This is a genomic window from Xanthobacter variabilis, assembly GCF_043831965.2.
Lineage (GTDB): Bacteria > Pseudomonadota > Alphaproteobacteria > Rhizobiales > Xanthobacteraceae > Xanthobacter.
Window position 1 is genome coordinate 39,521 of record NZ_CM195533.1, and the last position, 13,765, is coordinate 53,285.

The 13,765-nt window shown below is 67.0% G+C and carries 13 protein-coding genes; 2 read left to right on the forward strand and 11 right to left on the reverse strand.

Annotation, left to right across the window (positions count from 1 at the left end):
- The 11 genes from V5F26_RS00150 to soxY form a co-directional block, all read right to left on the reverse strand.
- A complete protein-coding gene (locus V5F26_RS00150; RefSeq protein ID WP_394946624.1) occupies window positions 1-405 on the reverse strand; it encodes a DUF4150 domain-containing protein in 405 nt (134 codons plus the stop codon).
- Window positions 406-1,521, reverse strand: a complete 1,116-nt coding sequence (locus V5F26_RS00155; protein ID WP_394946625.1) for a pentapeptide repeat-containing protein — start codon at window positions 1,519-1,521, stop codon at window positions 406-408.
- A 25-nt stretch (window positions 1,522-1,546) separates the two neighbouring features.
- The gene (locus tag V5F26_RS00160) at window positions 1,547-4,675 is read right to left on the reverse strand and encodes a DUF2169 family type VI secretion system accessory protein (protein WP_394946626.1); all 3,129 of its coding nucleotides are present in this window, start codon (window positions 4,673-4,675) and stop codon (window positions 1,547-1,549) included.
- Between the two features lie 141 nt (window positions 4,676-4,816).
- The gene (locus V5F26_RS00165) at window positions 4,817-6,046 is read right to left on the reverse strand and encodes an NAD(P)/FAD-dependent oxidoreductase (protein ID WP_394946627.1); all 1,230 of its coding nucleotides are present in this window, start codon (window positions 6,044-6,046) and stop codon (window positions 4,817-4,819) included.
- A gap of 73 nt (window positions 6,047-6,119) precedes the next feature.
- Complete coding sequence (locus V5F26_RS00170) at window positions 6,120-6,629, reverse strand: DsrE family protein (RefSeq protein ID WP_394946628.1); 510 nt, start codon at window positions 6,627-6,629, stop codon at window positions 6,120-6,122.
- Between the two features lie 75 nt (window positions 6,630-6,704).
- Window positions 6,705-7,103, reverse strand: a complete 399-nt coding sequence (locus V5F26_RS00175; protein ID WP_394946816.1) for a c-type cytochrome — start codon at window positions 7,101-7,103, stop codon at window positions 6,705-6,707.
- A 145-nt stretch (window positions 7,104-7,248) separates the two neighbouring features.
- Entirely contained in the window at window positions 7,249-7,947 is a 699-nt protein-coding gene (locus V5F26_RS00180) for a c-type cytochrome (protein WP_394946629.1), read from the reverse strand.
- Window positions 7,931-9,214 carry a sulfite dehydrogenase gene (gene soxC / locus V5F26_RS00185; protein WP_394946817.1) on the reverse strand — a complete coding sequence of 428 codons (1,284 nt, stop codon included), beginning with the start codon at window positions 9,212-9,214 and terminating at the stop codon, window positions 7,931-7,933. The genes V5F26_RS00180 and soxC overlap by 17 nt, the downstream gene beginning before the upstream one ends.
- 115 nt (window positions 9,215-9,329) lie before the next feature.
- Window positions 9,330-11,024 carry a thiosulfohydrolase SoxB gene (gene soxB, locus V5F26_RS00190; protein ID WP_394946630.1) on the reverse strand — a complete coding sequence of 565 codons (1,695 nt, stop codon included), beginning with the start codon at window positions 11,022-11,024 and terminating at the stop codon, window positions 9,330-9,332.
- Window positions 11,025-11,174: 150 nt separating this feature from the next.
- Window positions 11,175-11,504 carry a thiosulfate oxidation carrier complex protein SoxZ gene (gene soxZ, locus V5F26_RS00195; RefSeq protein ID WP_394946631.1) on the reverse strand — a complete coding sequence of 110 codons (330 nt, stop codon included), beginning with the start codon at window positions 11,502-11,504 and terminating at the stop codon, window positions 11,175-11,177.
- 71 nt (window positions 11,505-11,575) lie between these two features.
- Window positions 11,576-12,049, reverse strand: a complete 474-nt coding sequence (soxY, locus tag V5F26_RS00200) for a thiosulfate oxidation carrier protein SoxY (protein ID WP_394946632.1) — start codon at window positions 12,047-12,049, stop codon at window positions 11,576-11,578.
- Window positions 12,050-12,297: 248 nt separating this feature from the next.
- On the opposite strand from soxY, the gene soxA reads away from it, so the two are divergent.
- Window positions 12,298-13,128 carry a sulfur oxidation c-type cytochrome SoxA gene (gene soxA, locus V5F26_RS00205; RefSeq protein WP_394946633.1) on the forward strand — a complete coding sequence of 277 codons (831 nt, stop codon included), beginning with the start codon at window positions 12,298-12,300 and terminating at the stop codon, window positions 13,126-13,128.
- A gap of 13 nt (window positions 13,129-13,141) precedes the next feature.
- Entirely contained in the window at window positions 13,142-13,756 is a 615-nt protein-coding gene (soxX, locus tag V5F26_RS00210; RefSeq protein ID WP_394946634.1) for a sulfur oxidation c-type cytochrome SoxX, read from the forward strand.
- Window positions 13,757-13,765 lie beyond the last annotated feature (9 nt).

Below are 13,765 nucleotides of genomic sequence, written 5' to 3' on the forward strand. Positions count from 1 at the left end.
TCAGCGCAGCGACATCACCTTCATCTGCGATGGCGAGATCGTGAGCCCGGCCGCATTGGGGCAGGCCCCATTCTGCTTCGTGGGCCCGCTCATCTTGATGGCGGGCATGCCGCCAATGAAGAAATTGGTGGATCCGGAGGCCGCCGACACCGGCCCCATCATCAGGTTCGACACCATGCCCAGGGCCACGCCCGCCGTATCGCCATTGGAAAGCGGCTTCTGGGTGAGCAGATTGTGGGCCGGCATGCAGGTCAGGCACACTTTCGTCTGCGTCGGCACCGCCGTGTTGGACAAGCCGATGTTGGGATAGGGCAGCGGCACGATGGCCGGCCCGACCGGGGTGCGGCAGGTGTCTGGAAAGGCGAAGTCCATGGCCGGCAGCGGCCCTTGCGAGGTTACGAACATCTAGGCCTCCTCCTGCCAGGGGCGGACCTTCTGCGGCGCATAGAGTTCCGCCACCGCCCGCGCCGGCTCCGTTCCCAGAACCGCGCCCGACGCCCCCAACGTCAGCAGCCCATCGGTGGAGCTGCGGTGAAAATTCGTTCTCAGGAACCGCGCGCCCGAGGCGTCCGCCCCATCGAGCCGCGCTCGCGCGAGCTGCGTATAGGCCATGCCGGCGCCCATGAAGCGCGCGCCCGGCGCCTGCGCCGCGTTCATCACCGCCATGCTCAGGTCCGCGTCCCGAAAATCGGCGCCGCCCAGGCGCGCGTCCTCGAAATTGGCATTGGCGAGCCGCGCCCCCGCAAAGCAAGCCCCCGTCAGGTCCGCCTTCGAGAAATGCGCGCTGTCCGCGTGGACGCCGGAGAAGTCGGCGCCCGGCGCCACGCATTGCATGAAAAATCCGCCGGTCAGGTCCATGCCCGCAAGGATCGCCTGGCTGAGGTTCGCGCCCATGAGATTGGCGCGGGCGAGGCGCACGGCGCGCAGGTCACGCCCGGACAGGTCCGCATCCACCAGCAGCACGCTGTCACACGACAAGCCATCGAGGTGGGCTTCACGCAGGTCCGCCCGGTTCATGAACATGCGCGTGGCGGTGGCGCCCGAAAGGTCAATGCGTGCGATGTCGCATTCCAGGGCCGAAATGCCATCAAGCTTCGCGCCGGCGAAGGCCGCGTCGCCCAAATCGCACTTCAGCAGCGCGCAATCACTGAGCGCCGCGCGGGAGAAGCGCACGCCCGCCATGGTGCACTCGACGAAATTCACCTTCTCCAGGGCGGCGCCGATGAAGCTTGCGCCGGTGAGATCGCAGCGCGTGAAGACGGTGTCCTTGAGCTGCGCCCCGGTGAAGATCGCCCCCGCCAGATCGCACGCCATGAAGCGCGCCGCACCGAGCCGCGCGCGATCGAAACGGGCACTGCGAAACGCCGTTTGGTGGAGCACACCGGCGGTCAGCTCGGTGCTCTCCGTCCAATCGGTCAGGGAGAAATCCCCGCCTTCATGGAGCAGGTTGAAGCGCACGAAGGTGAGCAGCTCCTCACGAGCGGCGGCCATGGCGGCGGGATCGCGCGCGGCTTCGCTCATGCCCGCCCCTCCCTCTTGCGCCTGCTCAGCCATGGACCGTCTCCAGTGCCAGCGGGGAGTTGAGCAGGTTGGCGCCGGTGAGGTCGGCGGCGGTGAGATCGGCGTCGGTCAGGTCGGCCCCGAACAGATTTGCGCGGCGCAGGCTCGCCCGCGCGAGGCTGGCACGGTGGAGCTGCGCCTCCATCAGCTGCGCCCCCGCGCAATCGGCATCGGCAAGGTCGGCGCCATCGAACAGCGCGGCGCGCAGGCCCGCGAGGCGGAAATCGGCCCCCGCGAGACGCGCCGCGTTGAACACCGCGCGCTCGCAGGTGGCGCGCCGGAACACGGCCCCCGTCAGATCCGCGCCGAAGAAGCTGGTGCCGTTGCAGAGCCCCTCCGCGCAATCGAGCCCTGAAAGCCGCGCCTCGCCGATGAAGGCACTGCCACGCAGGTCCGCGCGCACCGCCGACAGGTTCGGCGCCGTCAGCTTCATGAAGGAGCAGCGGTCGATGAGGGCCCCGTCGAGGCTCGCACTCGTAAAATCGGTCTCGAGCACCTGGCAGCGGCGCATCTGCGCCCGGTCGAAGCGCGCGCCCGGCGCGCTCACGCGCAGGAACAGGCCATCCTCGATCCGTGCCTCCGTCAGGTCCGCGCCCGCGAGGTCGCAGGAGATGAAGCGCAGGCCTGCCAGCATCGCGCGCCGCACACTGGCGCCCGCGAAGCACGCCTCCATGACCAGCCCACCCGAGAGCCGCGCCCCATCCAGCCGCATGGCGCGGCCGCTCACCCCACTGAGGTTCGCCCCGGTCAGGTCGACGCCGGTGAAATCCGCATGGTCGAGCCGCGCCTCGGTCAGCGCCGCGCGGGCGAGGTTGGCGCCGCACAGGCGTGCATTGCGCAGACTGGCTCGCTCCAGAAAGGCGCCGCTGAGATCGAGACCCGACAGATCCGCCCCCGCCAGGTCCACCCCCGCCAGATCGCGCCCCGCGAGCGACAGCCCCGCCCGCACCTGCTCCAGCACCGCATCCCCGAAGCGCCGGGCCGCGCGGGCGGTGAGCGGGCGCTCGGGATAGGACGCCTTGGCCGCCATCCGGCGCATGGCGGCGGTGCCCTCGATAAGGCGCGCCTCCGCCTCGTCGAGGCGCTGCAACGCATCGGCCAGGGCCGCATCCTTGGCCTCCACCGCGCGCTGCGGCGCAGGGGCGTCGGCGCCGACGGGGGACGCCAGCCCGGCCAGCAGCGCATCGATCGCATCGGCCGGCTCCGACACCGGCAGCCGGGGCAGAAGGGGCGCGATCTCCCGTCCCGCCCGAGCGAGTTCGCCCCGCGTGCCCTCCACCATGTTCGCCGGCACCTGGGAATGGGCCAGCATCTCGTCGAGAAGGCTCGTCACCGAGGGCGCGCCGGCCTTGGGAGGCAGCCCCGCGGGAAGGTCCGGCAGGGCGGGTAGCTCTTGGGCGGCCGCCTCGTGAAGCTGCGCCCGGGCATCGGCCAGCGGGCTCCCCTCCGGCAATTGGAGGAAGCGGGCCATGGCCTGGGCGAAGAGGGTGTCGTCGTCGCCCCCGTTCTTCAACCCATCGATGAACAGGCCGCGCCAGTCCTGCGCCGCGGCCGCTTGCCCCAAGACGTCGTCGAGCAGGCTCAAAGCCTGCGGATCCCCTGCCCCTCCCGCCGGCGCCGCGCCCATTCCGGCGAGGCTCTTATCGATCTGCGCGGCGATGTCCTGGCCGGTCAGCGGCTCCAGGGAGCCAAGCAGCGCGTTTACCTGGGCCGGGCCGACGCCCGGCTGCTGAAGCGCCTGCATGGCGTCGAGGACCGGCTGTCCACGATCCTTCAGCGCCTTGAGATCGGCTTCGGCGCGCAGCTTCAGCTCGTCCAGCAGATCGAGAATGTCGCCCAGGTCGAAGTCGCCTTCGGCCAGCTCCTCCGGGGTGGGCAGCGGCAGCGGTTCCGGCTCGGGCAGCGGCGCCGGGCGGAGCATGGGGGGCACGCCGGCCTCGTCCATGGTGCGATTGGCCATGAAGTCCATGGCCTGCGCGCGAAGGGCCGCCTGCTGCCGTGCGCGAGCCATGCGCGCCGCCTTGCGGCGTTCGATCTCGGCCGGGTCGCGGGGCGGCGTGAGCTGCCATTCGGAGAAGGCAAAGCGCGCCATGGTGGCGGGATCGCACCGCACCCGCCGCACCTGGGCATAATGGGACACGGGGCGAGGCGGCGCACCCAGGTGCTCATAGGCCGCCATCACGTCGCTCACGTCCCTGCCCTCGAAATCGGCCACCGGCACAACGCCATGCCACACGAGAACACCGCGCCGCGCGCCGGCCAGGAACCACACCGTGTCCAGCGCGAGCGCCACCTCGCTCCAGACTTCCCCGCGCCCGACGAACACGCGCGGCACGATGCCGGGCAGCCGGCCCTCCATGAGCGGCGCCTGGGCGGAGAAATTGTGGAGCCGGTAGGGCTCGTCACCGCGCAGATAGGCGGAAAGCCACTGGCTGCGCGGGGCGGTCATGAAGAAATCGGGATGGATATCGTCCGGCAGGCCCGGGGCGACATCCCGCATCCAGGCCGCGTCATAGGTGCCCGCCAGCTCCTGCCGCGCCGGGTCCAGCAGGTCCACCGGCCCGAAGACGGCTGGCGGCGGCTGATCGAGGATGGACTGGATGAGACTGCCTGGGTCCTCGACATTGGGCAGCGCGACCGCCTCGCCCCCACCCACGCGATCCACCGCGTTGAAGCCGAGCCCCTCGCCATTGCTCCCATGCCCTGGCCCGCCGAACGCACGTGCGCGGGACAGCAGGAGGTCCGCGATTGGGCGCGGCGCGGAGGGCGCGTAACGCCCGCTTTGATCCGTGGTCCACCAGCGATCGCCGAAGACGGCGAGGCGCTTGTGCAGGCCGCCGATCTGCGCTTCCAGCAGCAGCGCCCCGGCCTCGGGCGCATGGACCCGGCCGCCGATGAGCACTTCCGCGCGCGGCTTGGGCATGCCCATGTCGAGCGCGCCACCCGGAGGCAGGGCCTGGGCCGCCATGGGCCAGAGGCTCTGCTCACTATCCAGGCGCGTGGCATCCGCCAGGTCGAAGGCTGCCAGCACGGAGACGATGAAGCGCCCACCGTCCCGCCGACGCTCCACCTTGTGAAGCAGCCCGAGCGTGCGCGGTTTGATGATCTGGGGCATGGAAGCTTCTGCACAGGCTTGAACGCGCGGGAGCCAGCTTCCTTAAGGCGGTATCTTTACAGCCATGCGACGCAACGCAACCGTGCACCGCCCAGCGCTGCATCCGCCCCGATTGCCACAATGCCTTCGGGCGACGCCGTCCTAGCCGAAAATCTCGGCGGTGAGGCCCGCATACCAGCGATCGGCCTCCACCACCGCCTGCGCCCGCACATCACTCGGCTCGCCGGTCTGCGAGATGAAATGATCCTCCTCGCGGATGCGCCCGTCGGCCGGGGCATAGGTGCCGCCCACCTTCACGGCATCGTCGGTATCGATGAGGCTCCAACAGATATTGGCATAGCGCGCCTCGGCGGCCGGCGCCCCCAGGAGGGCCGCGCGGATGGCGGCGGCAGCGACCTGGGCCTGGCTGTTGGCGGCGAAGGCGGACTTGGGCATGTCCCCGGCAATGGCCGCGTCGCCCAGGACGAAAATGCGCCGATCCATGCGCGAGGCCATGGTCTGCGGCTCGATCGGGCACCAGCCGGAGGCATCCGCAAGCCCCGCCTCGCGCGCGATGGCGCCCGCCATCTGCGCGGGAATGACGTTGACCAGGGCCGCGTTGGCATAGGTCTCGAAGCCCGTGACCACGGTCCCCGTCTTCGGATCGACGGATTTCAGCCCGTCGCTGATGTCCGGCGCCATCCATTCGATCATGCCGGGATAACGGGCCTCCCACCCTTCCTGGAACAGGCCCTGCTTGGAGAACTTCTCCTTCGGATCGATGATGAAGATCTTGGCGCGCCCGCGGCCCGTGCTCTTCAGCCGGTGCGCCATCATGGAGGCGCGCTCGTAGGGCGCCGGCGGGCAGCGATAGGGATTGGGTGGGGCGATGATGACGATGACGCCGCCATCGGGCACCGCATCCAGCTTCTGCCGCAGCAAGGTGGTCTGCGGCCCGGCCATCCAGGCGTGGGGCATCTGCTCTTCCGCCTCCCGGCTCCAGCCGGGCACGGAATCATATCTCAGCGCAATGCCGGGGGAGACGACCAGCCGCTCATAGCCGAGGCGCGAACCATCCGCGAGGCGCACCTCGCCGCGATCCCGATCGATGGCGCGCGCCGCCTGGGGAATGACAGTGACGCCGGCCCGCGCCAGCCCGTCATAGGCGTGCACGAGGCTCTCGAACGGCACGAGGCCACCCAGATAATGGTTCGAGCGGAAGCAGGTGACATAGCGCGCTTTCGGCTCCACCAGGGAGACCGACAGGCCCTCCGTCTGCGCCAGATAGCGCGCCAGGGAGGCGCCTCCCGCCCCGCCACCGACCACCACCACGCGCGGCCGCCCTTGCCCGAGCACCGCCGGCGCGGGAACGAGCGCGGCAGCGGCAGCCATCAGCGAGCCGCCCAAGAAAGAGCGGCGAGTGTGAGAGCGGCGTGTGAGGGAGCGGGGCGCGGGCGTCATGGCCTCAGCCCACCTTGAGATAGGCGAAGCCCTTGTTCTGCAAGGCGCCCACCGTGGCCACGCCGGACGGAACGAAGGCGATGTAGGGCTCGTTGCGAGCCTTGGCCCGATCGATCCCGTTCCGCTCGAAGGTGAAGGCGCACAGATAGATTTTCAGGCCGTTCTTGGAGAGGGATTGCACCTTCTCCGCCAGTTGAGGATCAAGGTTTTCCTTGGCCCACTGCGTGTCTTCGAGATTGTCGAGGAAGAATTTCACGCCGCCCGCATGGGCCACCAGGGCGATCTGGATGGCGAACGGGTCGGCCCCATAGGCCGCATAATGGTTCGAGATATTGTTCAGGGTCTGGGCGAAGCGCGCATGGTCGCCATAATCGCAGTGATACAGGCAGGCGACATCCGCCTCCTTGTTGATGTCCTTCATCTGAAGCATGCTCTGCGCGGCCTCCGCTGCCACCGGAAGGGCTCCGGCGAGCGCCATGGTGCCGAGGAACGCCCTGCGATCGAGATGCGGCATCTTCTCCTCCCTGCTCCGGCGCCTTGATGCGCCTGTGGTTTGAACGTGTTCGTCACGGCGCCACCGGGCGAGCACCTATTTCTTCTGTCCCTCAGCGTCGAACTGCGCCAGGAAGGCGATGAGGTTCGCGCGCTCGGTGTCGTTCTTCACGCCCGCAAAGGCCATCTTGCCCTTCGGCGCCAGCACCTTGGGATTGGTAAGATAATTGTCGAGCGTCGCGAGGTCCCACATCTTGCCGGCGGCGGCGCCGTCCTTGATGTCGGCGGAATAGGGATAGCCCTCGAAATGCGCCCAGTGGGCGCCCACGATGCCGTTCAGCGGCGGGCCCACCTTGGTTTTGGCGCCGGGGCCGATGGCGTGGCAGGCCATGCACTTCTTGAAGACGACCTCGCCCTTGGCCGGATCCCCGGTGATGGCCTCAGCGGCCGTGCCGGCATCCGCGGCAGGCCCCTCCGCGCGGGCGGCCGCGGTCATAGGCAGCAGGCCGGCCAGAAGGCCAGCGAGAAGTGTGATCTTGCGCATCTTGTCGGTCCTCCCTGGCTGGCATCGCTAAGCGGCAGCCTTTTTGTTGATTGTACTCCTCATTGCGCTCCCGCGCCCCGGATCATTCCAGGTTCCCCTATTCCAGATTTCCCTTGGGCGCGTCCTCGTCAGGGGTCACATTGAGGATCTGGGCCCGGGCGGTCACATGAACAGGGCCGGAACAGTCCTTCATGCAGGGATTGGCGGTCCAGAAGGCCTTTTCCGCCGTCTCGCGGTCGTCCTCATAGAAGTTCGGCTGGTTCGGCAGTTGAACCTTGGGGAAATTCTCCCGCGACAGCACGAAGTCTTCCGGCACCAGGTCGTTGAGGTTCAGCAGATAGGCGACGATGGCATAGGTTTCATCCGCCGACAAAGACTGGTTGTTGCCGAAGGGCATGGCCCGGCGCACATAGTCGAATGCCGTGGACGCATAGGGCCAGAACGAGCCGATGGTCTTTTCCGGCCGGTCCGATTTCAGCGAGCCCTGCCCGCCCGCCAGCACCGGCCAGCGCCCCGCGCCCTCGCCGAACTCGCCATGGCAGGTGGCGCAGTTCTGCAGGAACACCGCCTCGCCCTGCTTCACCGATCCATGGCCCTCGGGCAGCCCTTCCCCATCGGGCCGCACATCGATGTCCCAGGCGGCGATCTCCTCCGGCAGAGCGGGGCGGCCGAGGGCGGGCGCCGAGGCGGACGCCTTTTGATGGGGCGCGGCGGATTGCGCCCAGGCTGGCAAAGCCGTCACGCCGATGAGCGTGGCCATGCCGGCCGCGAGCAACGCCTCAGCCGACTTCCACATTTTCCGTCTCCCCGTTGGAGCGCACCAGCCAGGTCTGGATGCCGTTATTGTGGTAGATGGAATTGGTGCCGCGCACGGCCCGAAGCTCGTTCTTGGTGGGCTGCACATAGCCGGTGTCGTCCATGGCGCGGGACTGCACCATGAGCTCGTCGCCCGCCCAGTCGAAATCCAGATAGAAGCGCGTCATGGCCATCGGCATGGCCGGCCCTTCGATGCGTGCCGTGGTCCAGTTGCGCCCGCCGTCGAGGGAGACATCCACCCGCTTGATGGTGCCGCGCCCGGACCAGGCGATGCCCGAAATCACGTTCGGTCCCTTGTGCTTCAGGGGGGCCTGGGGGCTCGGGCTCGTCACCACCGATTTCGCATCCATCACGAAAGTGAAGCGGCGCGAGCGGCCATCGGCCAGGAGGTCCGTATATTTGGAGGTTTCCTCGCGCTGCTGCCACGGCTCGTCGCCCACCTTGAGGCGGCGCAGCCACTTCACCCACATATTGCCTTCCCAGCCCGGCACCACGAGGCGCACCGGATAGCCCTGCTCGGGCCGCAGCGCCTCGCCATTCATGGCGAAGGCCACCAGGCAGTCCTTCATGGCCTTTTCCAAGGGGATGGAGCGGGTCATCACCGCCGCGTCGGCGCCTTCCGCCAGCACCCATTTGCCCTTGGCCTGCACCCCCGCCATGTCCAGCAGCGTCTTCAGCGGAATGCCCGTGTAGAAGACATTGTGGATCATGCCGTGGGTGAACTGGCAGCCATTGAGCTGCGCGCCGCGCCACTCCATGCCGGAATTGGCCGCGCATTCCAGGAAATAGGCCCGGTTCACCCGGCCCGGCATGCGCTTGATGTCCTCGAGCGTGAACACCAAAGGCTTGTCCACCAGACCGTGGATCATCAGCCGGTACTTGTCCGGATCAATCTCCGCCTCGCCACCATGATGGCGCACGAAGCACAGGCCGTTGGGGGTGATGACGCCGTCGAGGGCATAAAGCGGCGTGAAGCTCACCGAGCTTTCGCGGCTGGCGGTCAGCCACTCCACCTCGCGCCGCACCACATCCTTCTCGAACATGGAAGGCTTGCCATAGGGGTTCACATTCACCCCCGCACCCAGCATCTTCGACCATTCGGGCACCGGCACGATGTTGGGATCCGGCCCCGCCGCGAGAGCCCGCCCGGCCAAGGCCGAGCCCCCCGCCGCAGCACCCGCCCCCATCCCCAAAGCGGAAAGGAAGCCGCGCCGGGAGAGGCTGGCGGCGCCCGTTCCGGAAGGCATTTTTTCGGGGCCCTGCTGGCCGGGCCCGCTATGTTGGGACATGACGTCCTCCCTAATATTCTAACATTCGCAGGTTTGAATATTTTTGGCGCGCCACCGCAGCGGCGCGCGGGGATCACGCGCCGATGACTTTCACCGAGCTGTTGGGAGCGATGGTCACAGGGCCGGCGGACGCCACATAGCGCTCCACCACCTCCCAGATGGGCGGGCCTTCCACATTCTGGGCAACCGAGGCCCAGCCAGCGACCGTATAGGCCTTGTCCGCCTCCAGCGGCTTGCCGGTCTTCAGGAAGGTGAGGTCGGAAATGCGCTCGCCCACCCCCTTCGACACGTCGATGGAATAGCCCACGCCCCCCACCCGCACCATGTCGCCGCCGCCCTGGAAATACGGGTCCGGGTGGAAGATGTTGTCGGCCACATCTTCCAGGACATCCTTCAACTGCTTGCCGGTCATGGTATTGCGATAGCAGGCGGGGTAGGTGATGGCGGTGGCGTTGGCGATGGCCTCGAAGGTGATGGGGTCGCCCGGCAGCAGGCTTCCGCCCCAGCGGAAGCCTGGGGAAAGGGCGATTTCCGCATCCCGCTCCTTCAGCAGCGCGTCGCAGATCATGTCGTCGAAGGTGCCGTTGAAGTTGCCGCGGCGGTAAAGCAGGCTGTCGGTGCGCCCCACCTCGCGGGCAAGCTCCGCAGCAAAGGGCGCACGCAGCTCCGTCACCAGCTTTTCCATCTCCGGATCGGGGGTGATGGCATCGGAAAACACCGGGATGAGCTGGAATCTGTAGCCGGTGACCTTCTTGTCTTTCACATCAAGGTCGAGGCGCGAGATGAACTTGCCGTGGGAGCCGGTGGCCACCAGCAAAGTCTGGCCCACTTCCACCACCGCCGGCATGGCATCATGGGTGTGGCCGGTGAGGATGACGTCGATGCCCTTCACCCGCGAGGCCATCTTGCGGTCCACGTCGAAGCCGTTGTGGGAGAGCACCACCACCGCGTCGGCGCCATCGGCGCGGGCGGCGTCCACCTGCTTCTGCATGTCCTCCTCGCGAATGCCAAACTCCCAGTCCGGGATCATCCAGCGCGGGTTCGAAATGGGCGTGCGCGGGAAGGCCTGGCCGATCACTGCCACCTTGGCCCCGCCCTTCTCGAAGGTCTTCGCCGCATCGAACACCGGCTCCTGCCATTCCAGCGAGCGGATGTTCTGGGCCAGGAAGGCGAAGGGCGCCTTCTCCTTGATCTCCATCACCCGGTCGGCGCCATAGGTGAACTCCCAGTGGCCCACCATGGCGTCGAGGCCCAGAGTGGAGAACACCTTCACCATGTCCTCGCCCTTGGTTTGGAGCGAAGACCAGGAGCCCTGCAGGCCGTCGCCCCCATCCAGCACCAGCACCTTGTCGGCGCCCCGCTCGTCGCGAATGGCCTTGATGAGGCGCGCCATGCGGTCGGCCCCGCCCATGCGGCCATAGGCGCGGGCCAGGGCCGTGAAATCGAGGGAGGTGAGCGCATAGGCGTCGCGCGTCTCCGGCTTCAACTTGAAGTAATCGAGGAAGGCCTCGTCGGTGAGGTGCGGCGGCTGCCCGCGCGCCTCACCGACGCCGATATTGGTGGACGGCTCACGGAAATAGAGCGGCACCAATTGAGCGTGGATGTCGGTGAGATGGAGGATGGTGAAGGTGCCGGGCTTGCCAAAGCGCAGCAGGTCCGCCTCACTCAGGGTGCCCTTCTCCACGGCCTGGGCCAGCCCCGGCCCGCCGGCGGCGATGAGGGCGGCGAGCGCCGTTCCGGCGGCAAGAAAATCGCGTCTCGAAATCATGGCATCGCGCTTCCCGCGTTGAGGGCCGCCGCGTTCACTCCACTTGCGGCCGGGCGAGGACATGGACCCGCCGTTCACCGGATCAATCATGCGATCCGGCGCGGCTCAGCCCCGATGATGCGGATGGCCGGGGGCGCTCCCCGGCCAAGGTCAGGCAACGGTGAGCTTGGCCGTAGCCTTCTGCTCGGCGCCGTGATCGTCCGTCCAGGTGAAGGTCAACTCTCCGCTTTCCGTCGCCTTGTAGAAAAAGGACTGGTACGGATTAGCCGAAATGGAGGGAAACCATTCCGCCGTGAAGAAAGGCTTGCCGTTGAAGGCGGCCTGGAAGGTGTGGATGATGTCGCGCGGCACGGTCTTGCCCGACGAATCCTTGCGCTGACCGCTCTCCATGTCGTGGGAAATCAGCGTCTTGATCTCGATAATCTCGCCGGCCTTCGCCTGGGCGGGCACACGCACACGGGGCGTGGACTTGATGGCCATGGTGGGTTTCCTCCAGATTTTTGTTTCGCGGTGATGGGTCTCACGCGCGCTTTTTCGAGGCGGGCCGGCGGTCAGCCGCCGCAGCCGCCAATGGTGACCTTCACCTGCGCCTTGGCCGAATAAAGGGCCCCGTTGGACATCTCCGCCACCGCGATCACGTTCTGCGTCTGGGCGAGGCGCATGCGGGTGGAGGCCGCCGCCTTCCCGCTCTGCGGCGTGAACTGGTAGGTGACCACCTGAGGCAACGGGTTGCCGTCCGCGAAGACGTGGACCGATTTGACGAAATCAGAATCGGTCATAGGACTTTCCACATCGATATTGATGGGAACCACCAGACCATTTTCGGCGATCTCCGGCAGATCAAGCTTGATCTTGCCTTCACCCATGCTCTTACCGCTGAACAGCTTCTTCATCTCGTCCGCCACCTGGGCCTCGGTGGCCAGGCTCATGCGCGGGGCCAGCACGGCGGCAAGCGCCGCTGCCCCGACCAATTGAAGCGCCCGGCGGCGACTGGGCGCACGGGTGGCGTCTTGGTGAAAGGTCATCCGTTTCCTCCCCAACAGCCCCGAGAATGGGCCATAAGCTATTGTTTTGATTTTTGATTCGTCCGACGCGAATTTCGTCGTCGCCGATCAATTTCACATATTGTGATATCGATTTTTTTGAATGTAAAGTAGCTCCTATCCGCCGATCGAAGCTTTCTATGAAGGCCGATCGGGCGGATCGGAAGGGCGCCTTCATAAGGGCTTCAGCAGAGGGCCCGCGGGCGTCCCGCCAGATTTCGGGAGGATATATGCGACCCAAAATCCGGTTTCTCACAACCGTGTGCGCACTCGCGCTCGCCCTCATCCCCTTCGTCCCGGCGCGCGCCCAGGACGACGCCAGCGAGAAGGAGATCGAGCGCTATCGCGCCATGATCAACGACCCCATGGCCAATCCCGGCTACCTCGCGGTGGACCGGGGCGAGGCCTTGTGGGCCGAAAAGCGGGGCAAGAACAACGTTTCGCTGGAAACGTGCGACCTCGGCCAGGGCCCCGGCAAACTGGAGGGCGCCTATGCCGCCCTCCCGCGCTATTTCGCCGACGCCAACCAGGTGATGGACCTGGAGCAGCGCCTGCTGTGGTGCATGGAGAAGATCCAGGCCTTCGACACCAAGCCCCTGGTCTCCAAGCCCTTTTCCGGGCCCGGACGGGGCTCGGACATGGAGGATCTCGTCGCCTACATCGCCAACAAGTCCAATGGCATGAAGATCGCGACACCGCTCGATCATCCCAAGGAAAAGGAGGCTTACGCCCTGGGCGAGGCGCTGTTCTTCCGCCGCTCGTCCATCAACGACTTCTCCTGCTCCACCTGCCATGCGGACGCAGGCAAGCGCATCCGCCTGCAGGCTCTGCCGCAGCTCGACAAGCCCGGGAAGGATGCGCAGGACACCATGGGCTCCTGGCCCACTTACCGTGTCTCGCAAAGCGCGCTGCGCACCATGCAGCACCGCTTGTGGGACTGCTACCGGCAGATGCGGATGCCTCCCCCCGATTATGGCTCGGAGGTCATCACCGCCCTCACCGTGTTCCTGAACACCCAGGCGGCGGGCGGTGAGATCAACGTGCCCTCCATCAAGCGCTGAGAGGAGAAGAGCCATGAAGACGCTGTTGATCGCCGCCGCTCTTCTCGCGCCCGGCGCGGCATGGGCCCAGCAGATTCCCCCGGCCCCGCCGGCGGTGGTGGAGGCCGCCGTGAAGGCGAGCTTCACCAAGCTGCCGGACGGCTGGGCCGCGCGCCTTGTGCCCGACGAAACCATGCTGGTCTGCTCGCAAACCCGCAACCAGCCTTCCCAGCAGCAGGGCGAAGCCATCATGGCGCGCGAGGCCAAGACGGTGAAATATCCGCAAGGCAGCATGCTGGGCGACTGGAAGGCGGGCGAGAAGGTGGCCCAGAACGGACGCGGCGGGCAATTCTCCGATCCGCCGGGAACCGTGAGCGGCGGCAATTGTTATGCCTGCCATCAGATGGACCCGCGCGAGGTGAGCTATGGCACGCTCGGCCCCAGCCTCGCCCATTATGGCGCCGATCGGAAATATGCGCCGGAGGACGCCAAGGCCGCCTTTGCCAAGGTCTACAACCCGCAGGCCGTCTTCGCCTGCTCGTCCATGCCGCGCTTCGGACATAACGGCGTGCTCAGCGAGCAGCAGATCAAGGACGTGGTGGCCTATCTGTTCGATCCGGATTCGCCGGTGAACAAGCCGGCGAAATAGAGCCTCGTT